The organism is Alkalibacterium pelagium, from assembly GCF_900109325.1.
Taxonomy (GTDB): Bacteria; Bacillota; Bacilli; order Lactobacillales; family Carnobacteriaceae_A; genus Alkalibacterium; species Alkalibacterium pelagium.
Genome location: NZ_FNZU01000002.1, coordinates 104,920 through 128,755 on the forward strand (window position 1 = coordinate 104,920; position 23,836 = coordinate 128,755).

Genomic DNA, 23,836 nt, shown 5'->3' on the forward strand with positions numbered 1-23,836 from the left:
GTATACTTAATTTGATCAGCAATAGCAATTTAGAATGAGAAAAAGCCAGCATGTTTGTTTATACAAACATGCTGGCTCCTTCACGTTCACTTATTGTTTATCTCCTTGTGGATTAGGATTTTCCGGATTGAAGTTGTCTTCGTGATTCGATTCATCTGAATCCGGTTCTTCGAGGTCCACTCCAAATCCAGGGGCATGAAACTCGATATCTTCTGCTTCATTATCTTCTTCCTTCACTATTTTCTTATTTTCTTTATCTTTTTCAAACAAGACATAGCCTCCTCTTCTCAAAATATCATCATATAAGCTGACTTCCTTCTCATCGAGATCATGGCCGTCAAGCGGGTTGGTATTCTTAAAGTCTTCCTCTTTAACCGTTTCGATTTCAATTGGTACCATCGATTCAATCTCAGAAGCGTGTTCTTCCAGAGTGACGACTAACAGGGCATTAGCATGATAGGCACCACTCTGAATCAGATTCTCAACTTCGGTAGCAAAGTCCTCGAGGCTTTGCTGTGCTGTGATAAACTTCATTAGTTATCCTCCTCATTTCAGTGTACACCCCCATTTTACCAAAGGAGGAAAAAAGTAACCAATTTTAACTACAGGAAAGTTTACTTTTTCCTGTTGACTTTTATTCCTAAAGGTTATATAATAAATTCTGTTGTTGAAAAAGTTTCGGTAGCTCAGCTGGATAGAGCATTCGCCTTCTAAGCGAACGGTCGGGGGTTCGAATCCCTCCCGAAACGTATGACAAAGAGCAAGTGATCTTATTGATCACCTGCTCTTTTTTTTGCTCTCCCTATACAAGACAAATAAAACCGGCAATCTGTGTATTGACTGCCGGTTCTATTTGTTACTGATTCTTAAGCATACTACTAATTAATACAGGTGCAGGTAGTTATCTTTCTCCCACTGACTGACCGCTGCTTTATAAGAATCCCATTCCACCATTTTAGCTTTGACGAAATTCGTATAGATATGATTACCTAAAGACTCCTTGATCACATCATTTTTCTTCAGAGCTTTAAGTGCGCTATGAAGGCTGGTAGGTAGAGATTTGATTCCCTGCTGTTCCAGCTGAGCTTCATCCATATCGTAAATGTTGTCATTTGTTTCTTCAGGTGGTGTCATTTCATTAGTGATTCCGTCCAGTCCAGCTTTCAGCATCGCTGCTAATGCCAGATACGGGTTGGCCATCGGATCAACTGAACGTACTTCCAGTCTAGTAGACATACCTCTTGATGCAGGTATTCTGATCATCGGTGTACGGTTGCTTCCAGACCAGGCGATATATACTGGAGCCTCATAGCCAGGTACCAGGCGTTTGTATGAGTTCACAGTCGGATTTGTAACTGCTGTAAAGGCTGGAGCATGATGGAGCAGTCCCGCAAGAAACTGGTACGCTTCTGTACTTAACTGTCTTTCATCAGACTCATCATAAAATACATTCTCATTATTTTTGAACAAGGACATGTTACTGTGCATACCTGAACCGTTGATACCAAAGACAGGTTTAGCCATAAATGTCGCATGTAGACCATATTTGCGGGCGACCGTCTTAACAACTAATTTAAATGTCTGGATATTATCACAAGCTTCAACTGCATCCGCATACTTCCAGTCGATTTCGTGCTGTCCAGGGGCCACTTCATGGTGGCTTGCCTCTATTTCGAATCCAAGATCTTCCAGTTCAAGAACGATATCCCGACGGCAGTTTTCAGCCAGATCTGTTGGAGCCAGATCAAAGTACCCACCATTATCATTAGGTCTTTCGGTTATTTCGTCGTTTTCATCCAGTTTAAGTAAAAAGAATTCAGGTTCCGGCCCAAGGTTGAAAGACGAATAGCCCAAATCTTTAGCTTCTTTAAGTACACGTTTCAAATTGGTTCTCGGATCACCCAAAAATGGCGTCCCATCAGGATTCACGATATCACAAATCAATCGTGCCACACGGCTTTTTTTAGTTGATTCCGTTTCCCATGTAAATACCAGCCAAGTATCAAAGTCGGGTTTCAGATACATATCCGATTCCTGTATACGAACAAATCCTTCGATAGAAGACCCATCAAACATCATTTTGCCGTCCAGAACTTTATCAAGCTGACTGACTGGCACCTCTACATTTTTTACTGTGCCCAGTATATCTGTAAACATCAAACGCAGAAAACGTACATTGCTTTCTTTTACGTCTTTTATGATCGCATCTCTTGTCACCTTCGTCATAATTTTACTCTCCCCTATCTATACCACTTGTTATATTGCTGATATTTTTATTGCTATTAAAAGCACTTTTGAATAGTACCACTAGATGATGCAGCGTGCAATAGGAGGTAAAGATGTAAATGATTTACGGCTAATTACAGAAGATTATTAAGTTCGAGGCGATTAAACTTTCGATAATTAATAACCCACCTGACTGCCTGCTACTTTTCAGTAACAGGCAGTCAGGTGGGTTTTTTTTAATAGAGTTCGAAGTATCGATCAGTTTCCCACTGCGTCACTGCCTTGGCAAAATTATGCCAGTCTGCAGATTTCGCTGCGACAAAACGGTCAAAAATATGTTCACCTAAACCGTCAATAATAGTTTCATCTTCTTTAAGAGATTCAAGTGCTTCATACAGATTCTGTGGAAGAGACTGAATATTATTCTCGTCCCGCTCGATCTGATCCATATTATAGATATTTTTGTTAACTGGACTAGGTGCGCTTTTTGCTTCAGCTATTCCTTTCAGTCCTGCTTTAAGCAGAACCGCTAGTGCCAGATAAGGGTTAGCTGTCGGGTCTACGCTTCGCAATTCAACACGAGTAGAATTGCCTCTGGATGCCGGTACTCTAACGAGGGGGGTTCTATTAGTTCCTGACCAGGCAACATAGACAGGTGCTTCATATCCAGGAGTCAGACGCTTATATGAGTTGACTATCGGATTACATACCGCAGTATAGGCTTGAGCATGATCCAAAAGGCCTGCGATGAACTGGTAAGCTGTACCACTTAATCCATCTTCAGATTCTGAGTCGTAAAATGCGTTACCATCTTCATTGAAAAGAGACATATTGAAATGCATACCGGATCCACTGATGTTTTCAATCGGTTTAGGCATGAATGTGGCATGAAGGCCGTGCTTCCTGGCCACTGTCTTGACAATAAGCTTGAATGTCTGGATATTATCACATGCTTCTACAGCATCTGCATATTTCCAGTCAATTTCATGCTGTCCGGGAGCAACTTCATGGTGGCTTGCTTCTATTTCAAATCCGAGAGCTTCCAGCTCCAGCACAATGTCTCTGCGACAGTTTTCAGCCAGATCTGTAGGCGCCAGATCAAAATATCCGCCATTATCATTTAATGTTTTACTTGGTTTGCCATTCTCATCCAGTTTAAACAAGAAAAATTCAGGCTCTGGTCCCAGATTAAAGGACTTGAAGCCAAACTCCTTCATTTCCTTCACAACACGCTTGAGATTGTTTCTAGGGTCTCCTGCGAAAGGCTGGCCATCAGGCATGTGGACATCACAAATAAAACGGGCAATCTTGCCATCGCCATTTTCTAATTTCCACGGGAATATCAGCCACGTATCAAGATCGGGATGCAGTTTCATATCACTTTGATCTATTTCTACAAATCCATCGATTGATGAGCCGTCAAATGCCATTTCGTTATCCATGACTTTTCCAAGCTGACTGATTGGGACCTCCACATTTTTGATTACTCCATCGATATCTGTAAACATCAATCGGAGAAACCTCACATTCTTTTCTTTTGCTTCTTTTCGAATCGTCTCTTTTATCTCGGCGGACATAGTCCAGTCATCATTCCTTTCACCACTTTGCAATGGCTCTTTTTATTAACATATATTAGGGTACTAGTAAGACAGAACAATGTCAAACGTGAGGTCTTGAGGCGTACGAAATTTCAGATAAGATATTCTTCTTAACGATTCTTATTAACAGTTCATGCATTATTCTCTGATCAAAGCAAAAAAAAGCCGAGATCAGCTGATCTCGACATAATAAAAGTATTTACTTTTTATTTTACTGCGTCTTTCAATGCTTTACCAGCTTTGAATGCAGGGACTTTGCTTGCAGGGATCTGGATTTCTTCCCCAGTTTGAGGGTTACGTCCTTTACGTGCAGCACGATCACGTACTTCAAAGTTACCAAAGCCAATTACTTGAACTTTTTCACCTTCAGCTAGTGAATCTTTGATTGTTTCGAAAACCGCTTCTACTGCTGCAGTAGCGTCTTTTTTAGTAAGGTCAGCTGATGCTGCTACTTTTTCGATTAATTCTGCTTTATTTGCCATTGTATTCTTTCACCTCCTCAAAAGAAGATCGATGCATGTAGACTAATAAGTCGACTTGCGATCTTGCAACATTCCTTTGTTTTGAATGTAATGGGTGAAATAGTCTATTCTTGACATTTCATTTAAAAAGATACCATAGAATCGTTGATACTGCAATGGTTTTGTCAAATTCTCTTGCAATCTTCACTTAGGATAACTCGATTATTTTGCAAGAAACTACTTTCGTCGTCTCGGTATAATCCGAATGGGTGTTCCTTCAAATCTGAATGTATCACGGAATTTGTTTTCCAGATACCTTGCATATGAAAAGTGCAAAAGCTCCGGATCGTTCACAAATATAACGAATGTCGGAGGTGAAACAGCAACTTGAGTCGTATAATAGATCTTCAGACGACGACCTTTATCGGTAGGAGTCGGATTTGTTGCGACGGCATCCATCACGACATCGTTCAAGATTGAAGACTGAATGCGAAGATTTCGGTTCATAAACACTTCTTCAATTTTATCTGGCAGCAGGTGGAGACGCTTTTTAGTCATAGCGGAAACGAAAACAATCGGAGCATAAGCTAAGTACTGAAACTCATCTCTGACATCCAGTTCAAATTCCTTCATCGTATTCGTTTCTTTTTCGATCGTGTCCCATTTATTAACGACCAGGATGATTCCTTTACCCGCTTCATGAGCATAGCCGAACACACGCTTATCCTGCTCTCTGATGCCTTCTTCAGCATTGATGACACACAAGACCACATCAGAACGTTCAATTGCTCTCATCGCTCTCAGAACACTGTATTTCTCTGTATCTTCGTATACTTTCCCTTTTTTACGCATGCCTGCAGTATCAATCATGACAAAGTCACGGCCATCTTTCGTTTCAAAACGCGTATCGACCGCTTCTCTTGTCGTTCCTGCTATATCAGAGACAATAACTCTTTCCTCTCCAATAATGGCATTGACCAGGCTTGATTTCCCTACGTTGGGTCTTCCAATCAGACTGAACTTGATTGTTGATTCATCGTATTCTTCTTCGATGTCTTCAGGGAATTCCTTGATCACTGCATCCAGAACATCTCCAAGTCCGAGTCCATGAGACCCTGAAATAGGATACGGTGTGCCTAGGCCTAGTGAGTAGAACTCATAGATTTCTGTACGTAATTCCGGATTGTCTGCTTTATTGACAGCCAGTATAATCGGCTTTCCGGACTTGAATAATATAGGCGCAACTTGTTCGTCTGCATTAGTGACACCTTCTCTGACACTGGTCAGCATGATGATCACGTCAGCTTCTTCGATAGCGATTTGAGCCTGATTTCTAATCTGAATATTCAGCGGTTCATCTTCCATAGTGATTCCACCGGTATCTATTAGAGAGAATTCTCTACCAAGCCACTCGGCATCAGCATAGATTCTGTCTCTTGTGACTCCAGATGAATCTTCTACTATAGAGATACGTTCGCCAACTATTCGATTAAAAATAGTGGATTTCCCCACATTTGGTCTTCCAACGATCGCTACTGTTGGTTTAGTCATTCAAACACCTTCTTTCATAACTCTTTGCTTTAAATAGCCACACCCAACTAAAGCAGGCACTATACCTGCTTTAGTTGGGTGCGGTAATGATATACCGATTTGTTTAGCTGACTAGTCTTCGTCGCTGTCGTTATCCATAAAACCTGATAACTGATCGCCGATCTGGTCACCTAGAGTAAATGCACCTTCATCATCTTCATCACGAAGTGAAGGCTGTTTAACTGAAGGTCTATCGTTCTGTGAAGATTGCTTAGGTGTCTCTTTAGCAGGAGCACTTTCAGTGTTTTCCGTTAAAGCTTTAATACTTAGAGAAACACGTTCTTCTTGAGGATTGACACTCAGAACTTTCACTTCAATTTCTTCGTCTTTAGCTACGATTTCATGAGGCGTTTCCACATGTTTATGAGCCATTTCGGAAATATGAACTAATCCTTCAACACCAGGTTTCACTTCAACAAAGGCACCGAAGTCAGTTACACGCTTGACTTTACCTGTTACAACTGTTCCAGGTGCAAGCTCTTCTTCAACATTATCCCAAGGTCCAGCTAGTGTTTCCTTGATAGATAGGGAGATACGTCCCTGTTCTTTATCCACTTTAAGGACTTTAACATCGACTTGATCACCGATAGACAGTTTGTCTTTAGGGTGATCGATACGTTCATGAGCAATTTCCGAGATGTGAACCAGGCCATCTGCCCCACCGACATTGACGAATGCGCCAAAGTTGGTCAGACGAACGACTTCACCAGAAACTACAGATCCTTCTTCAAGGTTTTCTAGTGCTTTCTCTTTTTCAGCAGCCTGTTCTTTTTCAAGCAGAACTTTACGAGATAAAATCAGCTGGCGCTCATTCGGATCGATTTCAAGAATCTTGAATGTGTAGGTTTGTCCTTCAAACTGACTTAAATCGCTGACAAATGATGTATCCATCTGAGACGCAGGTACAAATCCTCTAACGCCCAGATCAACTGTCAATCCACCCTTAACAACTTTAGATACAGGTGCTTCAACTGTTTCATCATTATTATATTTTTCCTGAAGCTCTTCCCAGACTTTACGCTGGTCGACACGCTTCTTGGATAGAATAAAACTTCCTTGTTCTTTATCTTTGATATCTCTTAGTACGACTACATCGATAACATCTCCGACAGAGACGATATCTGATGGATGATCAAAGCGTTCAGAAGCAAGCTCTCTAGGAGGGATGTGTCCTTCCTGTCCTCCACCAAGACCGACAATAACTTGTTTCTCATTATCGATGGCTAGAACTTCGCCTTTGACTAAATCACCCGGTGTAATGTCGACAACGTCTTTCATAACGTCTGACATTGACTCGGAATTTGTGTCATCTGTTTCAACAGCAGGCTGAACTTGAGCCTCTTCGTTTTCTGCAATCACATCTTCAGGAGATGTCTCAGCAGGCGAATTTACTTCAACTTGTTCATTCGCTGTTTCCACCGCTTCTTCGTTTGTCACTTCTTCTTCATTTCTGTTTTCTTTTTCTGTCATCTTTGTATGCCTCCAATACCAATAATTCCTACACTATTAATTGTACCGAATATGCTTTTTAAATTCCAGTAAAACATTTTCAGTTAAAAATCACCGTTTAGTTTAACTTAGTGCTAATTAATGACTTGATTTTTTCAACTACTTCTTCAATAGACAATTTGGTCGTATCGATTCGCACCGCATCCTCTGCCTGCTTAAGCGGTGATGTGTCTCGGGTTGAGTCCTTATAGTCGCGTTCAGCTATATCTTTCTTCAACTGTTCAAGGTCAGAATAGATCCCTTTGCTTCTGTTTTCCTTGTGACGACGTTCGGCCCGTTCCATTACGCTGGCGACCAGAAAAATTTTAACATCCGAATCTGGAAGAACAACTGTACCAATATCTCTTCCGTCCATGACCACTCCATTATTTTCAGCTAGTTTCTTCTGACGGGTCACCATTTCTTCTCTTACCAGCGGGTGAGCCGCTACGATTGAAACGGTATTGGTCACATTGTTCTGACGGATATCTTCAGTGACATCTTCGTCATTCAGATATACAGACTGGGCCATGTTTCTCTTTTTTAAACTGATTTCTGTATTTTCAAGGAGCTTTAACAGTGCATTCTCATCTTTTATGTTAACATTCTTTCTTAAAGCTTCAAAAGTCAGTGCTCTGTACATTGCACCTGTATCGACATAAATCAGTCCAAGATCGTCTGCAATGCGTCTGGCCACCGTACTTTTTCCAGAAGAAGCCGGTCCATCAATAGCAATTGTCACATTATGAGTTTCCATTCACTTTACACATCCAATATTAATTATTATCATTTATTTAACTCGGAGTTCCTGGCCTACGTAAACTGTTTCTACCGTCAACCCGTTGAGCTGCATCAGTTCTTCAGTACTCATCCCGTGATTCAGAGCGATCCGGTACATATTATCTCCTGCCTTAACCGTATAGTATTCTCCCTGACCAGAAGATTCTTGTTCTGGTTCGGTTTCAGGTTCCGGCTCGGGTTCCGGCTCGGGTTCGGGTTGAGGTTGAGGCGCTGCTGGCTGTTCAGTTGCCGGGGGTGTCTGCACACTTTCCGGTTCTTCTTCCGGTTCAGGCTCCACTTCAGGTTCAACTTCTTGCTCTGGTTCATCCTCTTCCTCAGCTGGATCTTCAAGCTCTTCAGCTTCCGGTTCTTCCTCTTCCGGCTCTTCTTCATCCGCTTCTTCTTCATCATTGACAGCTAATGACTGTTCAACTGAGGGGGATGAAGGATCCTCGGACATATCTTCTCTATTTGAAAACCATGCATACGCAGATATAGGTAAAATAATCAATAATGCCAAAAAAATTACGGTTACTGTTAAAATTGGAGAAATACTCTGTTCTCTTTCTCGCTTCGCTTTTCTGGACATGGGTTCATCATCAGTGTAATCCACTTCTTCATCAAAACGTTTGGACCAGAGTTCTTCCATCGATTCACGATCTTTTTTGCTCATTCTTATACTCCTCTCACACTAATCGTGTCTCATTATATCATAGAATCCTTATTCTTTGAGTCTAGCTTTGCAAATTAAATAAGAATTTTAGCTTGTCCTGCCACAGATCTTCACTATTTTGTAAAAAATTGGGCCATTCTACTGGATCATATGGAAGTGAGAGTGTCCGGCTACATCCACTGCAGCAGCCATTGCGTCTGACTTCAGGCTTTTCAGCAAAATAATCTAGAAGGACGTCACGCTTACACCCCTTGCGTCTAGCATAATCGACCATGGTGCTGAGCTGGACTGATTTATGTGTCTGATAACGCTCAACTATTTCAGCAGCCTGTTCGAAAGGAATGCTCTGTTCAATAAAGTGCCGACTTATATTTATCTTGGTATCATCTTTCAGGCTTTCAAGTTTATCCGCGTGTCTATAAGCATAAACCAGCTCATCCCTGTCGGGAAGAGTATTTTCCTGCAATCTCATCTGAATCGCCTCATCCCCATTTTCATATAGAAGCAGAGCGACCCCTCCTTTTCTGTCTCTGGAACACCTGCCAATTTCCTGCAGGTACATTTCCGGACTGCCGGGAAGATGGTAATGGATAATGAATCTGATATCCGGCTTATCGATCCCCATCCCGAAAGCACTTGTAGCACAGATGACGGGCAATGTATCTGATAAAAACTGAGACTGTATCTTACGTTTGTCTTCTTTATCCAGATCACTATGATAACTTTCACAGGGAATGCCCAGCTGTGATCGTAACAGTTCAGCCATTTCATCTGCGAGTTTCTTACTGGAAAAGTATACGATTCCCGGCCCTTTGAACTCACTGACTGCTTGAAGCAGCTGATCCTTCTTGTCTCCGACAGACTCCGCCACTCTCAATTGAATCGACGGCCGGTCCACTGGATAAATAATCTGGTCAACTTCTGAACTGATGTTAAGTACTGATAGAATATCTTTTCTCACCTGCTCAACTGCTGTAGCAGTCAGTGCCAGTGTAAGTGGGTTATTCAGTTCATGTCTGACTTTTCCCAATTTAAGATAGTCTGCTCTGAAGTCCATCCCCCACTGAGAAATACAATGGGCTTCATCAATTACAAGAAGAGACAAGTCGATTTTTTTAAGCTGGTCGATCATCCCTTGCTGCTGAAGCATTTCAGGAGACACGAAAATAAATTTATATGCTGATAAATTCCGAAGTATCGTCTGCTTTTCCGAATAGGAGAGAAAACTGTTCAGTGCGACAACCGACTTTTCGCCGCTGCTTTTCATTTTTTCTACCTGATCTTCCATAAGTGAAAGCAGTGGAGATATGATGACAGTCGATCCTCCAAGCAGATATGACGGGAGCTGGTAACAGAGCGTTTTACCTGTGCCTGTCGGTAGCATCACAAGCGCATGTCGCTCTTCAAGAACACTACTTATTGCTTCTTCCTGTCCAGCACGAAAATTTTCAAATCCGAATCTGTCGTTCAATAGTTTTTTTGCCTGAATGCTCCTGTCATTTGTCATATATTTCCACGTATCCTTTCAATTTCAACTAACCGATACCAGAAAAATTCAAGCTGATGGATATCCTGTTGTGCCTGAGCATAAGTTAGAGAGGGCTCGTTCAGGAAAAGTTCCCGCAGTTGATTGTAGATGTGCTCTGGGATAAATGATTTATACCCGTCATACTTACTGATCAGTACCGCTTCAAGAACATGTTCTTTAACAGTATTCTCTTTTAACTTACGTACGGAAGCCGTTTTATGAATCGAGTTTCCCTTTGCTAATAAAGTCATACTTCTATAGGCACTATCACTGAGGCCATAATGACAATTTTTGTGTGTACTGTCCCACAAAGATTTTAACAGGACTGATTTCTCAAACGACTGGGATAGTCTGACCATGAGATTCTCCGTAGTAATCAGCACTTCTAAAGGCGTCATCTTGTACTTCTCAGCTGTCTGTCTTTTGGTCATCCCTTCATAGCCATGCCCAATCAGCTGATCTACTATGAACGTACAGTGCGCATCTGGCAATGTCTCTAGGAATGCCCTAATCTCCCTTGCCCACGTCAGAGATAATGATTTATGTGGAAAGCCTTGTTCAGCTAACCATTGCTTTATTCTATTCTGACTGATCCTGTCACTGATGTAAGGCATGTATTCCTTGTTACCATAACTGAACTCAGATAGAATCTGTGTGACAAACATGAACCAGTGCCAGAATTCTTTACGTGTCAGGGCAGCGGACATATCCAGACTGCAATCCATCACAGGATAGTCTGATATAAATGTTTTCTTAGCTTGCTGGCCTTGCATAGTGGTCTGATATCGTCCCTCATTTTCTGTGAGCCAGCCTAAATCGGTCAGTTTCTTCAGCCTGTCATTCCATTCTGAGGTAGTCAGTGACAATGATGAAAGAAAGAGAGTCTGGAGCTGATTCTTTTCCGCAGTAAACAAAGTGGAAGGTGTCCGCTTTCCTTCTGCGATCAGTTCCATCTGTCTGATCGTTACGGCCGTTTCCTGTGAAAACAAGGAATTGATATAGTTCAGCTCAAACATTTGTGTCATACGTCACCCACTGTGTTTTAATTTATTTCTACACCTATACAATACACTATACAGGTGAATAGTTTAAGTTCTTTATTGGGACTGAAGCTTTTTTCAAATCAAATATAACCTGTGAAGGAGACATATAAAAAGCCTGCAGAGACTTGAACAGAGGCAAAACAGGTGTGATCCTGTTATGATCTATACAAATTTCTGCAGACTTCGGTAGGTTTTTTTATCAAGTCTGTTCTTACGGTTGAGACACAGTAACCCGGGTCTGCTTCTTGCGATTGATTTTCTTTCTAGTCTTATCAAGCCATGGTTTAAGTTTAGAAAAGGCAATAAAGAATATAATGGCTACTATAGGCCCTTTAATCAGGTTGAAAGGCACAATAGCCAGTAAAAGATAAGTTCTCATCGGCCCGACGCTGAATCCCATTACTGCCATATAAGCGGGAGCTATAAACAACCAGTTTGCTAAAGCCATCGCTACAGTAAGAGATAAACTGGCCGTCCCTGTTGCGAGCAGTTTAAATTTCAATGCTGTCCCTTTTTTAGCGATAATCAGGTAAAGTGGCAATGTGTAAGATAACGTCGCAATGAACGCTGCTGTATCACCAATTGGGAATCCCATTTCTCCACCTTTTTGAGCGTACGAAAGCAGAGAGCGGATGAATGCAATAGCTACTCCTGCCAGCGGTCCGTAGACATACATTCCGAAGAGAACTGCAAGATCACTGAAATCTATTTTTAAGAAAGGTGATCCGGGCAGTATAGGAAATGAAAACATGGAGATGACCCATGCAAGTGAAGCAAGCATGGCTATGCCTACCAGTCGTTTTGTTTTGTTGTTTGTCATAATAAATCCTCCTGAAAGGATTCATCCTGCTTAGGGTGAACTTTATGATGAGAAGGTTCTGGTCTCAGCTTGTTACATACTTGAAGCAAGGAAAACAAAAACTCTGCCAGTTCCCCACTTCAGGTCACTAACAGAGCAAAAAGACAGAATTTATTTTCAGTCAGAAAGCTCCATCTTCTTTATCCAGACTATACTGTCGGTACTGGAATTACACCAGTTCAGCAATCACTGATCGCTCGTGGACTTTACCACCGGTCGGGATTTACACCCTGCCCCTGAAGATGAATCGATATATTTAATTCTGATATTATTATACTGAGTATCATCGGTTAAGTCAAGCTCTCTTGCTCAATATTACACAGTCATAGAATTGAGCGGGTATTTTACCCTTCTCCCGTTTCAATTGGAAGGTGAATGAGGAAAGAAGCTCCTTTACCTAATGTTGATTCAACTTCGATGTACCCTTCGTGTGCTTCTACTATATTCTGAACAAGTGACAACCCGATGCCCGTACCGTTCGCATTGAACGAATAATTGTTACGCGATTTATCTGCTTTGAAGAATCGGTCGAAGATATACGGGACGTCCTCTTCCGGTATTCCAGTCCCGGTATCTTTCACTACCATCACTACTTCGTTCAAGTCCTGTTCATTGTACAGCTGTAGCGTAACGACTTTTTCGGATTTATCAGTCATACTCGTGTGTCTGATGGCATTATTGATAAGATTGACAAATACCTGATCCATTTTATCCTTATCCATTACCAGGTGAACATCTTCTTTAGGCATATCAAGCTGAAGTGAGACTTCGGATTCGTTCGCCATTTTGTCAAAACGGAACAGAAGAGTTCTCAGATAGCTGTTAAGATCTACTTCCGTTTTCTGAAGTTCAATATATCCTGCTTCCATACGTGACAAATCCAGCATTTCGTTTACCATACGGTTCATTCGCTGCGATTCGTCACGAATGATTGTCGCCATCTCTTTTTTCTCTTCAGTGCTTTCAGCCACATCATCAAGTATGGCCTCACTGTAGCCTTGAACCATAACTAGAGGTGTTCTCAATTCATGAGAGATGTTATTGATGAAGTCCACTCTCATCTTGTCCAGACGATGTTCTTTCGTCTGGTCATTAGTTGAAATAAGTATCCCTCTTAAATCCTCAGTAAAATCATCCACCAGTGGGAGAATCGTCACGTCGTGATAAGATTCCTCCATTTCAATCGAGAATTCTCTGATTTTCTTCTGTGCGATTACTTCTCGAAGCTGATCACCTAAGTCAACAAACTCTTCATCATTTGAGAATGCTGCTTTTTCTATCTGATATTGAGTGAGGAACAAGTCGCCTACCGGATTCGACAGCAGGAGTGTCAGTTCAGAATCATAATATAGAATACCGGTTTCGATATTATCCATGATGTGAGCAAGCAGCTCTTTTTCCTGTTTGACTACTGTCCTGTTCGTTTCAAGAGAATGTCCCATTTTATTCATCGCCATGGCTAGCTCAGAGAGGTCATCTCGACCCGAAATAGGCAGCTGATGACTAAAATCGTCTCTCGCAAAGTCAAAAGCGATATTCGTCATCGCATTGATCGGTTCTGAAACATTTTTCTTGAGGTACATGTAATAATAAGCTGCAATGAGCAGGTGAAGGACAGTCAGACCAGTAATGACCCAAGTCATCTGCCTTTCAATGGATATCAGAAAGGACAAATCTGCATAGGAGAACAGTATGAGATCCTCTTCTTCTGTAGAAGTAGGCTGGATATGAAATACGAAAGGAATATTATATCTCTCTTCATTATCCTGATCTGACCGGATATGAATATGATCATCCTGAGGGTGAAGATTCTGAATAACATCCGGTTTGTTTTCCATGATATCGAGTACGTCAGCTGGAAAAGAATAGAACCATTCCTCATCTGTAACGGAATCAAAGTCGTCTGTAGCTAGAGCAAAATGTATACTCGAATGAAGATTATTTATTGACTCAATATTCTCTATTAAAAAATGTGGATCCGCAAGAGCTAAGCGTTCCACATTTATAATAATTTCCTCAAAATCATTCATAAAGTTCTCTTTGATCTGCTGGGAGTAAAATACACCATAAAAAACTGTAGTAGCAATGAAAGAAAATAGAGTGATCCCAAAGGTGATGAGCCAGATTCTAATTGCGACCACATTGATTTTCATTAATCCTACTCCTCTTCTTCATGAGGATAAGAATTTAACTTGTAACCTAATCCCCAGACTGTCTCGATCATTTTTGCAGCAACATCCGATTCTTTTTTTAGCTTTTCTCTCAAACGCTTAACATGCGTGTCAACTGTTCTCAAGTCACCAAAGAATTCATACTTCCACACTTCTCTCAGCAGCTGCTCTCTTCCAAAAATCTGATCCGGAGCAGACATGAGATAGTGGAGAAGGTCGTATTCTTTCGGTGTAAGATTGACAGATTTCCCATCTGCAGTTACACGTCTTGAATCATTGTCGATTTCAAGATGTGGCAGTTTGAGGGTATCTGAAACATCCCCAGCTGCATCTGTTCCACCTGCACTTGATCTGGTCCGCTTGATGATGGCTGCTACACGCAATACAATTTCTCTTGGACTGAAAGGTTTGACAATATAATCATCTGCTCCTACTTCAAATCCTTGTATGCGGTTAAGCTCCTCACCCTTTGCAGTCAGCATCATGATTGGTGTCTCTTTTTCTTTTCGAATTTCTTCAGCTACCTGAATCCCGTCCATTTCAGGCATCATAACGTCGAGAAGAATCAGATCATATTCATTTTCCAATGCAAGGTCCAGAGCAATCCTGCCATTTTCAGCTTCGTCGATATCATAGTCAGCCTTTTCCAGATACATTTTCAATAAACGTCTAATTCTATCTTCATCATCTACAACTAATAATTTTTTTGCATTCCCTTGGCTAGTCTCTTCGGTCACTTTAAGACACTCCTCTAAATAATAGTGGGTTCAAATACTTATCGATCGCTGTTGATCTCTTGTCTATCATTATAAATGAAGAACTATGATACTTCCAATCATTTCGCCTGTGATCAGCTGAATCAGGCCTCTTCTACAAGCTGTTTCAGTTTATTGACCTCAAACTGTTTCAGTTCTCTCCACTCACCCGACTGTAGACCTTCAGCAGTCAGGAACCCATATTTGTCACGATTTAGTTTTTCGACAGGAAAACCTACAGATTTAAGCATCTTTTTAACCTGATGATTCTTTCCTTCGTGTATGACAAGCTCAACTAAGCTAGTATTCTTCTTTGCATCGACATCCATGATTCTAGCCTTTGCCGGTCGTGTTTTATACCCATCTATGACGACACCTTTTTCCAGACGGCTGACAGCTTTTTTGTCGATCAGTCCAGTGACTTTAGCAATGTATGTTTTTTCTACGCCATACTTGGGGTGTGTCAGCTGATTAGTCAGTTCGCCATCATTAGTTAGAATGATCACGCCTGTCGTATCATAATCCAGACGGCCGACAGGATAGATCCGTTGTTCGACCCCCGACAGTAGATCGACAACTGTCTTTCTGCCTTTAGGATCATCTGCACTTGAGATTACACCTCTAGGTTTGTTCAGAAGAAAATAGTACTTCTGTTCCTGAACAATAGGTATGCTGTCTACTTCGATCAGGTCAGTCTTTTTTACATTGATACCCATTTCTTTAACAACTGAGCCATTTACCTTGACTCTTCCTTCTTTTATCAGCTTTTCTGATGCTCTTCTAGAAGCAACACCTGCATGTGCCATAACTTTTTGTAAACGTTCCATAAACGTTTCTCCTCCATCTCCTGTTTCAGACCACAATTAAAAATCAGCTGACTCTTCAAATAAACTCTGATTGGTCAGTTCTTGTTCCAGTTCAAGCTCGGGTAATTCTGTTAAATCATTCAGACCGAAATAGTCGAGAAAATAGTCGGTCGTACCATACAGCACAGGTTTTCCGGGCGCATCAAGTCGCCCTATTTCCTTGATGAGCTCACGAAGCTTCAGTTTCTGCAGACTGGACGACAGCTGAACTCCTCTGATTTCCTCAATTTCCATTCGTGTGATCGGTTGCTTATAAGCAATTACAGCTAATGTTTCAACAGATGCCTTACTTAATTTCTTGCTTAATGGTGACTGAGCATACAGTTGTATAGCTGGTGAATAGACTTTTTTTGTAGCAAGCTTGAAGCTGTCTGCCGTTTCGAGAAGGGTCAATCCACTTGTCTCATCTTGATCGTATTTTTGTTTCAGTTTAGTCAGACAGACCGTCGTATGATCTGTCGTCGATTTAGTGAGCTGAGCCAGTTCATTCAGTGTGATCCCTTCCTCACCTGCTACAAACAGCAACGCCTCTAAAGCCCCTATTTCATTCATCGCCAGTCGCTTCCTTTCATTGACTCAGGGCTGCACTAAGATATATTTCTCCAAAACATTCTTTCTGTTCAATAAACAGCCTGTTTTCTTTTATCATTTGCAGAACAGCTAAGAAAGTGACAACAAATTCTTTCTTTGTCGGCATAGTAAACAGCTGTCTGAATGATATCTTCTGTCTGTTCTTCGCGAATTTATTCTCAAGCCATTCTATCTTATCACTAATCGTTATTTCCTCAAGATCAATAGTTGCAGGCCCTGGCTCCATCCACTGTTTTTTTCTGATCATGTCGCCAAATGCCCCTACAAGATCTCCCAGTGACAATTCATTGGGACTTAAAGGAATAGACTGCTGATAATGAGTAAGGTCTGAATGATCTTTTGAATAATACTGTTCCCTGTCATCCCGTCGTTCAACCAGTTTTGACGAGGCGTACTTAATTCTGCGATATTCAAGAAGGCGCTCTTGCAGTTTTTCAATAGAGTCTTCTTCAACATCGAACAGTTCGCCCTCTTCTTCCCATTCTTCAGTACGAGGAAGAAGAAGCTGACTCTTCATCGACATCAGTGTGGCAGCCATCACTAAATAATCTCCTGCAATGTCAAGTTGAAGCATCTGCATTGCGTGGAGATAATTTAAATACTGGTCCGTAATATCTTTTATGGGAATATCATAAATATCGATTTCATACTTATTAATAAGGTGCAGCAGTAAATCCAGAGGGCCTTCAAAGACATCCAGATTCACTTTCCATTGTTCACTCATTTGTCTTCCCTGCTTTACTCATCTTTATCTGCTTCTTTTTTCCACTTGGTCACTAAAGGAGCAGTTTCCAATGTGCCGACAATCTTTTTAGGTGAGCATGTCTTCGACAGAGCTGTCAGCATTCGGAAAGCCATGCCTTCTTCTCTGTAAGATGGATTGATCGCAATATGTCTGAGAAGAATGATTTCCTCTTCATCTTCAATTCCGATCACACCAGCAAGATCACCTGTTTCCTGACTTTTCCACAAATAAAGCTGTCTGTTTTCTTCCTGCTCGTACCACTGCATTTCGTTTGTCAGTCGAGCAGTATCTTTCAGATCAGGTACATAGGAAAGCAGTCCCATCGTTATTTTCTGGTAGTCTGATTTATATTTAATGAGCATGTTTCGCCCTCCTATCCCTCAAACTGTTGTCTGCTGACTTCCAGGTTAAGAAAATCAGTATACGTTTCACGTTTAACTGCCAGCGCGTGTCTGCCTTCTTCCACGAAGACGACTGCTGGTCTCGGTAACCGGTTGTAGTTGCTGGCCATTGAATAGCCGTATGCTCCTGTGCTGAATACAGCCAGTATATCATCTTGAGCGGGTTCTGTAAGGGTAAGATCCCAGATCAGCATATCACCACTCTCACAGGCTTTGCCTGCAACAGATACTTCTTCTGTTTTTTCGCCATTCACTTTATTGGCCAGAACGCCAGTATACTTTGCCTGGTATAAAGCAGGTCGAATATTATCAGCCATTCCTCCGTCTACAGAGATATACTTCCTAACTCCAGGAATCGATTTCTCAGTACCAATCGTGTATAAAGATGTCCCGGCTTCTCCGACAATACTTCTTCCCGGTTCGATCCAGATTTCCGGCAGGTCCATTTCCAGCTTGTGTGACTGGTCTCTGACAGCTGCCATGATTGCATCAGCATAAGTGGAAAGTGGCAGCGGTGCATCCTCCTGAGTGTAACGGATACCGAATCCACCTCCAGCATTTAATACCGAAAGCGAAAAGCCGTATTTATTTTCCCATTCTTTTGCCTTGGTCATCAGTTTTGCGATAACTGCCTGATACCCATCTACTTCAAATATCTGTGAGCCGATATGAGCATGCAGACCGATGACAGTCAGATAAGGTGCATCCTGAAGCTCTCTGATTGCCTGCTCAGCCTGATTCGAAGACAAATCAAATCCGAATTTAGAGTCTTCCTGCCCGGTGGTGATGTATTCATGCGTGTGAGCAGCAACTCCTGGTGTGACCCGGATGAGCACGTCCATCTGCTTTTTCTTGCTTTGAGTCAGTTCTTTAAGCATAGATAGCTCTACAAAATTATCTACAACAATGCAGCCGATATTGTGATCAATGGCCTCGTCAAGCTCCTGCCATGACTTGTTATTGCCATGGAAGTGGATTCTTTCTGCAGGAAAATCTGCTTTGATTGCCAGAAACAGTTCTCCTCCAGAGACCACATCCAGTGACACGTCTTCTTCTGCCAGCATCTCATACAATGCAAGGGATGAGAATGCTTTACTGGCATAAGCCACTTGAGTTTTGTTTTCATATGCTCTGAATGCATCTTTAAAAGCTTTGATTTTCTTTTTAACCAGGCTGATGTCATAAACATACAGAGGTGTCCCATATGTTTCTGCCAGTTCCACTGAATCAACACCACTGATTTCAAGGTGGTTCTCAGGAGTAACTGCCATATGTTCCATCAGTCTGCTTTCATTTGAAATATTAGTCATTCTATCCCACATTTCTATTTAGTCTGAAGCCTAGTCGCTCAGTTTTCTGTTCAAAAAAACATCCAAGAATATCATACCTACATATGACCGAAAAATCAAACCTACATTAAAAAAAGTACAGAATGATACCTTTATAGCAAAGGCCGTAAGGTATAATACAGGACTGGCGACTCATTTATTAAAATATGAAGAAAGGAGTCCTTAGTTATTTCTAAGAACTCCTTCCCTCTTCTTCTTAATAAATTCAGATCTGTTTACAGTTCAGTAATCACACGTTTGACCAAAGTCTTAAATGAATCTTTAACACGCGTTGTCACTTCTACAACCTCGTCGTGATTCAATGATTCCTGCATACCCGCTGCATAGTTTGTAATACATGAGATACCGGCAACTTTTAATCCAGCATGTCTTGCAACGATAACTTCTGGAACAGTCGACATACCCACTGCATCTCCACCAAGAATACGGACCATTCTGACTTCAGCCGGTGTTTCATATGTTGGCCCTGTCAGACCAAGATAGACACCTTTCTGAATCGATATATCGTTTTCCTTAGCCACTTTTTCAATCGTTTCCTGATAGCCTCTATCGTAAGCCTGGCTCATATCGGTGAAGCGTGGACCGAACGTTGCGTCATTTGGTCCGAGAAGGGGATTGTCACCAGTCATATTAATGTGATCAGTAATAATCATCAGATCACCAGGTGTAAATGATTCATTGACTCCCCCTGCAGCGTTTGTCACCATTAAGGAACTGACACCCAATGCTTTCATCACTCTGACAGGGAAAGTGACCTCGTTAAAGGTATACCCTTCGTAAAAGTGAAAACGTCCCTGCATAGCAATGACTTTGCGATCTCCCAGAGTTCCATAAACAAGTTTACCGGCATGTCCTTCGACAGTCGATACCGGAAAGCCTGGAATATCTTCATAAGGGACTTCTACGGCATCTTCTGCTTCGTCAGCAAGTTCGCCAAGGCCAGATCCTAAAATCAGCCCGATTTCAGGATGGTCCATTCCCTTTCCTTTCAGAAATTCTGCAGCTTGTTCAATTGCTTTAATATATGTTTCGTTCATTAGTAAGTCTCCTTCAACGCGATCTATTTAACCAGTTTAGTTTAATTTATCCAAAAAGCTTTTTCCGAATCCAGTTCCTTCAACACCAAAGTTTTCAGCAACCGTTGCACTGATGTCAGCAAAGTATCCTTTAGGAAGAGCCTGAGGGGCTTTAAGTTTAGGACTTAAAACAAGCAGTGGGACATACTCGCGAGTATGATCGGTCCCATGATGGGTCGGATCGTTCCCGTGATCAGCTGTAATGATAAGCAGATCATCGTCGTCTAGTGACTTGATCAGTTCTGGTAATCGGGCATCAAAAGCTTCGAGAGCTTCTTTATACCCTTTCACATTGCGTCTGTGGCCATATAAGGCATCGAAATCGACAAGATTAGTGAAACTTAATCCAGTAAATTCTTTTTTCATGACATCCAGCAGTTTATCCACGCCATCCATATTGGAAGCTGTACGAACGGAATCAGTAATGCCTTGTCCATTGAATATATCGTTGATTTTACCTACAGCCACTACGTCTTTTCCAGCTGCTTTCAGTCTGTCCAGCACAGTTTCTCCAAACGGATCCAGTGCGTAGTCATGACGGTTGCTGGTGCGTGTGAAGTCGCCTGGTTCTCCGATATATGGACGAGCAATGATTCGTCCGATCATATAAGGTTCACCCTTAGTAAGTTCTCTGACATATTCACAAATGTCATACAGCTCTTCAAGAGGAATGATCTCTTCATGTGCCGCGATCTGAAGAACAGGGTCTGCAGAAGTATAAACAATCAGATCACCCGTGTCCATCTGATGCTTACCGTATTCATCTATTATCTCAGTCCCGGATGCCGGTTTATTGCCGACGATTTTCCGACCGGTATGCTTTTCGATCTCTTCGATCAGCTCATCCGGGAAACCGTCAGGAAATACACGGAAAGGTTTATCAATATGGAGACCCATGATTTCCCAGTGACCAGTCATTGTATCTTTGCCGACTGACACCTCTTCTAATTTAGTATAGTATGCAGATGTATCATCTACTGGATCGATCCCTTTAAGCGGTGCGATGTTCCCCAGTCCCATTGCCTGCATATTCGGCAGGTCAAGACCAGCTTCTTCAGCTATGTGGCCTAACGTGTGAGCGCCTTCATCATTGAACTCTTTTGCATCAGGTGCTTCACCGATACCAACAGAATCCAGTACCACTAAATGTATTCGTTTAAATGACATACTTTGTCCTCCTAGATTGTCTTTCTTTCAGAATAAATCAGGTCGACTGAAAAAGCAAGAACACACGATTTCCAGAGCATTTATATGATAGATTTTTTAGTATTTACTCATCTTATTCAGGCTCTCGGATGATATTTACCATAAATGTCTTTTAAGCGGTGTTTGGTTATATGCGTATAAATCTGTGTTGTTGATACATTGGCATGCCCCAGAAGCTCCTGTACTACTCTTAAATCTGCGCCGTTTTCAAGAAGATGAGTGGCGAAGGAATGCCTTAACGTATGAGGAGTGATCGATGCCCTGATCCCCGCTTCCTGTTTCAGCTGTCTTATTTTTTTCCATACGCCTTGTCTTGACAAGGGCGCTCCTCTGGAATTGAGGAAGATAACGGAAGTTTCTTTTTTTGCCTTCTTTAATAAAAATGGACGCGCGCTTTCCATATAATAATCCAGCCACTTGCATCCCATTTCACCGATGGGTATCAGCCTTTCTTTATTCCCTTTACCGACGATTTGAATCAGTTTCATTGACAGATGTATATCTTCAGTCGTCAGTTCAATCAGTTCAGTAATCCTCAACCCCGTTGCATAAAGTACCTCCAGCATTGCACGATCTCTTATGCCTAAGGGTTTCGCAGTGTCTGGCGTCTCCAGCAAACGGTCTATTTCATTCATAGAAATAATTTTAGGCAGGGTTTCTGCTTTTTTCGGTGTTTTCACGTACAGCATAGGATCTTCTGGTGTGACCCCTTCCTGTTTTAAAAACTGATGAAATTTTCTGAGACTGGAAAATTGTCTGATGATGGTATTATCGGATTTGTCAGATTGTCTTTCTTCACTAAAGAAAGAGAGGAGAACGTAACGATCGATCTCCTCCCAGCTCTTTATTCCCTGTTCACTCAAATAGTCAACATAGTGTCTGATATCTCTCTGATAGCTCTCTACAGTATTAGGAGCCAGCCCTTTTTCCACCTTGAGGTAGATGAGATAGTCCTCCATCGGTCGGCTATCCATTATTATCGCCCTCTTGTTCCGTGTACTGCTCCGCACAGTTTCTGCAGATTCCGTGAAAAGTCAATCGATGGTCTTTAACGATAAAGTGATAATCTCTTTCAATTTCCTTTTCGATTTCAAATAGCATATCCTGCTTCACCTCTTCAATGCTTCCGCATTTAAGGCAGAGCAGATGATGGTGCTGATGCTTGTCACTTCCCATGTTCAGGTCGTAACGTGCAATCCCGTCCTGAAAAGTCAGCTTATTGATAATCTGAAGCTCTGTCAATATTTCAAGCGTTCGGTAAACAGTAGCTAGACCGATACCGGTATTCTTGGCTTTGACTAGCAGATAAATTTCCTCAGCACTCAAATGATCCTTTTCTTTTTCAAGCAGAACTTCTACTGTCAGTTCTCTTTGTGGAGTCAGTTTGAATCCAGCTTTATGGAGTTTTTCTTTAATTAATTTAAATGAAGAGTCTAGTTTTTTCATGATGAACTCCCTTAGTTGATAATGATTACAAAGTATTCCGATTATTCGTCTTATTCATTAGAATAAGTATAAAATAATCAGAACTAAGTCTCAACTACTATTCTAGTCCTCTTCAGGTAATCTAATTAGATTAGTTCCATTATCATCCTGATTGACGAGACCTTTTTTCATCAGTCTACCGACGGCACGTTTGAACTGTCCTTTGCTGATGCCGAACTGCTGCTTAATCACTTCCGGATCTGTTTTATTGTGGAAAGGAATGGAGTGATCTTCTGAACGCTTAAGCACTTCCAGGAGCATCAGTGCATCTTCTTCCATGACTTCATGTGCTCTTGGTTTTAGGGAGGCGTATAGTACCCCATCTTCTCTCAGTCCAATAACTCTTCCTGAAATAGTTTCACCCAGCTTCGGTTCCTGCTCCCGTTCACTTGGATGTACAAACAGAATATACTTCTCTTCAGTGATCGCATACGTTCCGCTCTTCTTCAAGTGAAAGACAATGCCGCTCACATTGTTATTGTGCATGTCTTTCGAACCCTCTACGTAGTCTTCAAAGAATGCCTCTTCATCTGCTGGCTTCCCCCAGATTCGGTCTTTAGAGTCTGTAGTGACGGTCAGATAAAGCTTGTTTCCTTCTTTAGGCCACAGTCTTCCTTCAGCAGGCAGGTCATCCATTGAAACGACCACATCCTTTTCTTCCCACCCGATATTTACAAACACACCGAGTTTACGGTTAACTTTAACGACCTCTCCCCATCCGTATACACCTGGTCGGATAGTTGGGATATGAGTGGTAAAAACCAGCTGATCATTTTTGTCTGAATAGACAAACCCTTTCAGTACATCTCCGATATCAGCACTGTCATCGGACAACACTTTATATGTGATTCCGTCTTTTTGTACAAAAAGCTGATCATTGTGCTTATCTGTGACTATAGCAGTCACTTCGTTAGCCAAATTTTTATTCATGATTATCTCCTTTAT

Annotated in this window: 23 protein-coding genes, 1 tRNA gene and 1 riboswitch; of the genes, 1 reads left to right on the top strand and 23 read right to left on the bottom strand. The window is 41.6% G+C overall.

All coding sequences use genetic code 11. The features are described 5' to 3' along the window. Nucleotides 1–90: 90 nt before the first annotated feature. Complete coding sequence (locus BMX79_RS02215) at nt 91–534, bottom strand: hypothetical protein (RefSeq protein ID WP_091478750.1); 444 nt, start codon at nt 532–534, stop codon at nt 91–93. A 141-nt stretch (nt 535–675) separates the two neighbouring features. Between BMX79_RS02215 and BMX79_RS02220 the strand changes: the two genes are divergently transcribed. Continuing rightward, nucleotides 676–749: transfer RNA gene (locus BMX79_RS02220), tRNA-Arg, on the top strand. A gap of 133 nt (nt 750–882) precedes the next feature. On the opposite strand, the gene glnA (BMX79_RS02225) is transcribed toward BMX79_RS02220, so the two are convergent. The 22 genes from glnA (BMX79_RS02225) to BMX79_RS02330 all read right to left on the bottom strand — a co-directional run bounded on the left by glnA (BMX79_RS02225) (nt 883) and on the right by BMX79_RS02330 (nt 23,821). Further along, nucleotides 883–2,226: a type I glutamate--ammonia ligase gene (glnA, locus tag BMX79_RS02225; protein WP_091478751.1), complete on the bottom strand. Its 1,344-nt coding sequence runs from the start codon at nt 2,224–2,226 to the stop codon at nt 883–885. Nucleotides 2,227–2,462: 236 nt separating this feature from the next. Continuing rightward, complete coding sequence (glnA, locus tag BMX79_RS02230) at nt 2,463–3,803, bottom strand: type I glutamate--ammonia ligase (protein WP_091478753.1); 1,341 nt, start codon at nt 3,801–3,803, stop codon at nt 2,463–2,465. Between the two features lie 227 nt (nt 3,804–4,030). Then, complete coding sequence (gene hbs / locus BMX79_RS02235; RefSeq protein WP_091478754.1) at nt 4,031–4,306, bottom strand: non-specific DNA-binding protein Hbs; 276 nt, start codon at nt 4,304–4,306, stop codon at nt 4,031–4,033. A gap of 216 nt (nt 4,307–4,522) precedes the next feature. Then, nucleotides 4,523–5,836 (bottom strand): ribosome biogenesis GTPase Der, encoded by a 1,314-nt coding sequence (der, locus tag BMX79_RS02240; RefSeq protein ID WP_091478756.1) that lies wholly within the window; start codon nt 5,834–5,836, stop codon nt 4,523–4,525. Nucleotides 5,837–5,947: 111 nt separating this feature from the next. Continuing rightward, nucleotides 5,948–7,345, bottom strand: a complete 1,398-nt coding sequence (gene rpsA, locus BMX79_RS02245; RefSeq protein WP_091478758.1) for a 30S ribosomal protein S1 — start codon at nt 7,343–7,345, stop codon at nt 5,948–5,950. Between the two features lie 97 nt (nt 7,346–7,442). After that, nucleotides 7,443–8,120: a (d)CMP kinase gene (gene cmk, locus BMX79_RS02250; RefSeq protein ID WP_091478759.1), complete on the bottom strand. Its 678-nt coding sequence runs from the start codon at nt 8,118–8,120 to the stop codon at nt 7,443–7,445. A 33-nt stretch (nt 8,121–8,153) separates the two neighbouring features. Next, nucleotides 8,154–8,816 carry an SAG1386/EF1546 family surface-associated protein gene (locus BMX79_RS02255; RefSeq protein WP_091478761.1) on the bottom strand — a complete coding sequence of 221 codons (663 nt, stop codon included), beginning with the start codon at nt 8,814–8,816 and terminating at the stop codon, nt 8,154–8,156. A 61-nt stretch (nt 8,817–8,877) separates the two neighbouring features. Further along, a complete protein-coding gene (locus BMX79_RS02260) occupies nt 8,878–10,323 on the bottom strand; it encodes a RecQ family ATP-dependent DNA helicase (RefSeq protein WP_091478762.1) in 1,446 nt (481 codons plus the stop codon). Further along, nucleotides 10,320–11,369, bottom strand: a complete 1,050-nt coding sequence (locus tag BMX79_RS02265) for a helix-turn-helix domain-containing protein (protein ID WP_143059407.1) — start codon at nt 11,367–11,369, stop codon at nt 10,320–10,322. The genes BMX79_RS02260 and BMX79_RS02265 overlap by 4 nt, the downstream gene beginning before the upstream one ends. Nucleotides 11,370–11,598: 229 nt before the next feature. Continuing rightward, the gene (locus BMX79_RS02270; RefSeq protein WP_091478765.1) at nt 11,599–12,207 is read right to left on the bottom strand and encodes an ECF transporter S component; all 609 of its coding nucleotides are present in this window, start codon (nt 12,205–12,207) and stop codon (nt 11,599–11,601) included. A 168-nt stretch (nt 12,208–12,375) separates the two neighbouring features. Further along, nucleotides 12,376–12,494, bottom strand: a riboswitch (FMN riboswitch). Nucleotides 12,495–12,590: 96 nt separating this feature from the next. After that, nucleotides 12,591–14,399: a HAMP domain-containing sensor histidine kinase gene (locus BMX79_RS02275; RefSeq protein ID WP_091478767.1), complete on the bottom strand. Its 1,809-nt coding sequence runs from the start codon at nt 14,397–14,399 to the stop codon at nt 12,591–12,593. 5 nt (nt 14,400–14,404) lie between these two features. Then, complete coding sequence (locus tag BMX79_RS02280) at nt 14,405–15,154, bottom strand: response regulator transcription factor (protein ID WP_256212638.1); 750 nt, start codon at nt 15,152–15,154, stop codon at nt 14,405–14,407. A gap of 122 nt (nt 15,155–15,276) precedes the next feature. Further along, on the bottom strand, nt 15,277–15,999 hold the full coding sequence (locus BMX79_RS02285) for a pseudouridine synthase (protein ID WP_091478769.1): 723 nt from the start codon (nt 15,997–15,999) through the stop codon (nt 15,277–15,279). 36 nt (nt 16,000–16,035) lie between these two features. Further along, complete coding sequence (scpB, locus tag BMX79_RS02290) at nt 16,036–16,590, bottom strand: SMC-Scp complex subunit ScpB (RefSeq protein WP_091478770.1); 555 nt, start codon at nt 16,588–16,590, stop codon at nt 16,036–16,038. Nucleotides 16,591–16,606: 16 nt separating this feature from the next. After that, the gene (locus BMX79_RS02295) at nt 16,607–17,353 is read right to left on the bottom strand and encodes a segregation/condensation protein A (RefSeq protein ID WP_091478772.1); all 747 of its coding nucleotides are present in this window, start codon (nt 17,351–17,353) and stop codon (nt 16,607–16,609) included. Nucleotides 17,354–17,367: 14 nt separating this feature from the next. Continuing rightward, on the bottom strand, nt 17,368–17,736 hold the full coding sequence (locus tag BMX79_RS02300; protein ID WP_091478774.1) for a GNAT family N-acetyltransferase: 369 nt from the start codon (nt 17,734–17,736) through the stop codon (nt 17,368–17,370). An 11-nt stretch (nt 17,737–17,747) separates the two neighbouring features. Beyond that, complete coding sequence (gene lysA, locus BMX79_RS02305; protein ID WP_218025341.1) at nt 17,748–19,085, bottom strand: diaminopimelate decarboxylase; 1,338 nt, start codon at nt 19,083–19,085, stop codon at nt 17,748–17,750. 254 nt (nt 19,086–19,339) lie between these two features. Beyond that, entirely contained in the window at nt 19,340–20,161 is an 822-nt protein-coding gene (locus BMX79_RS02310; protein ID WP_091478775.1) for a purine-nucleoside phosphorylase, read from the bottom strand. A 36-nt stretch (nt 20,162–20,197) separates the two neighbouring features. Beyond that, nucleotides 20,198–21,367 (bottom strand): phosphopentomutase, encoded by a 1,170-nt coding sequence (gene deoB, locus BMX79_RS02315; RefSeq protein WP_091478777.1) that lies wholly within the window; start codon nt 21,365–21,367, stop codon nt 20,198–20,200. Nucleotides 21,368–21,483: 116 nt separating this feature from the next. Next, complete coding sequence (xerD, locus tag BMX79_RS02320) at nt 21,484–22,380, bottom strand: site-specific tyrosine recombinase XerD (RefSeq protein ID WP_371862048.1); 897 nt, start codon at nt 22,378–22,380, stop codon at nt 21,484–21,486. Beyond that, nucleotides 22,373–22,852 carry a ferric iron uptake transcriptional regulator gene (fur, locus tag BMX79_RS02325; protein WP_091478779.1) on the bottom strand — a complete coding sequence of 160 codons (480 nt, stop codon included), beginning with the start codon at nt 22,850–22,852 and terminating at the stop codon, nt 22,373–22,375. Before fur ends, xerD begins: the two co-directional genes overlap by 8 nt. Before the next feature lie 102 nt (nt 22,853–22,954). Then, nucleotides 22,955–23,821: a S1-like domain-containing RNA-binding protein gene (locus tag BMX79_RS02330; protein ID WP_091478780.1), complete on the bottom strand. Its 867-nt coding sequence runs from the start codon at nt 23,819–23,821 to the stop codon at nt 22,955–22,957. Nucleotides 23,822–23,836 lie beyond the last annotated feature (15 nt).

Coding starts and splice junctions, on each gene's coding strand:
- BMX79_RS02215 (WP_091478750.1), bottom strand. CDS start 534: ATGAAGTTTATCACAGCACAGCAAAGCCTCGAGGACTTTGCTACCGAA.
- glnA (WP_091478751.1), bottom strand. CDS start 2,226: ATGACGAAGGTGACAAGAGATGCGATCATAAAAGACGTAAAAGAAAGC.
- glnA (WP_091478753.1), bottom strand. CDS start 3,803: ATGTCCGCCGAGATAAAAGAGACGATTCGAAAAGAAGCAAAAGAAAAG.
- hbs (WP_091478754.1), bottom strand. CDS start 4,306: ATGGCAAATAAAGCAGAATTAATCGAAAAAGTAGCAGCATCAGCTGAC.
- der (WP_091478756.1), bottom strand. CDS start 5,836: ATGACTAAACCAACAGTAGCGATCGTTGGAAGACCAAATGTGGGGAAA.
- rpsA (WP_091478758.1), bottom strand. CDS start 7,345: ATGACAGAAAAAGAAAACAGAAATGAAGAAGAAGTGACAAACGAAGAA.
- cmk (WP_091478759.1), bottom strand. CDS start 8,120: ATGGAAACTCATAATGTGACAATTGCTATTGATGGACCGGCTTCTTCT.
- BMX79_RS02255 (WP_091478761.1), bottom strand. CDS start 8,816: ATGAGCAAAAAAGATCGTGAATCGATGGAAGAACTCTGGTCCAAACGT.
- BMX79_RS02260 (WP_091478762.1), bottom strand. CDS start 10,323: ATGACAAATGACAGGAGCATTCAGGCAAAAAAACTATTGAACGACAGA.
- BMX79_RS02265 (WP_143059407.1), bottom strand. CDS start 11,369: ATGACACAAATGTTTGAGCTGAACTATATCAATTCCTTGTTTTCACAG.
- BMX79_RS02270 (WP_091478765.1), bottom strand. CDS start 12,207: ATGACAAACAACAAAACAAAACGACTGGTAGGCATAGCCATGCTTGCT.
- BMX79_RS02275 (WP_091478767.1), bottom strand. CDS start 14,399: ATGAAAATCAATGTGGTCGCAATTAGAATCTGGCTCATCACCTTTGGG.
- BMX79_RS02285 (WP_091478769.1), bottom strand. CDS start 15,999: ATGGAACGTTTACAAAAAGTTATGGCACATGCAGGTGTTGCTTCTAGA.
- scpB (WP_091478770.1), bottom strand. CDS start 16,590: ATGAATGAAATAGGGGCTTTAGAGGCGTTGCTGTTTGTAGCAGGTGAG.
- BMX79_RS02295 (WP_091478772.1), bottom strand. CDS start 17,353: ATGAGTGAACAATGGAAAGTGAATCTGGATGTCTTTGAAGGCCCTCTG.
- BMX79_RS02300 (WP_091478774.1), bottom strand. CDS start 17,736: ATGCTCATTAAATATAAATCAGACTACCAGAAAATAACGATGGGACTG.
- lysA (WP_218025341.1), bottom strand. CDS start 19,085: ATGACTAATATTTCAAATGAAAGCAGACTGATGGAACATATGGCAGTT.
- BMX79_RS02310 (WP_091478775.1), bottom strand. CDS start 20,161: ATGAACGAAACATATATTAAAGCAATTGAACAAGCTGCAGAATTTCTG.
- deoB (WP_091478777.1), bottom strand. CDS start 21,367: ATGTCATTTAAACGAATACATTTAGTGGTACTGGATTCTGTTGGTATC.
- xerD (WP_371862048.1), bottom strand. CDS start 22,380: ATGGATAGCCGACCGATGGAGGACTATCTCATCTACCTCAAGGTGGAA.
- fur (WP_091478779.1), bottom strand. CDS start 22,852: ATGAAAAAACTAGACTCTTCATTTAAATTAATTAAAGAAAAACTCCAT.
- BMX79_RS02330 (WP_091478780.1), bottom strand. CDS start 23,821: ATGAATAAAAATTTGGCTAACGAAGTGACTGCTATAGTCACAGATAAG.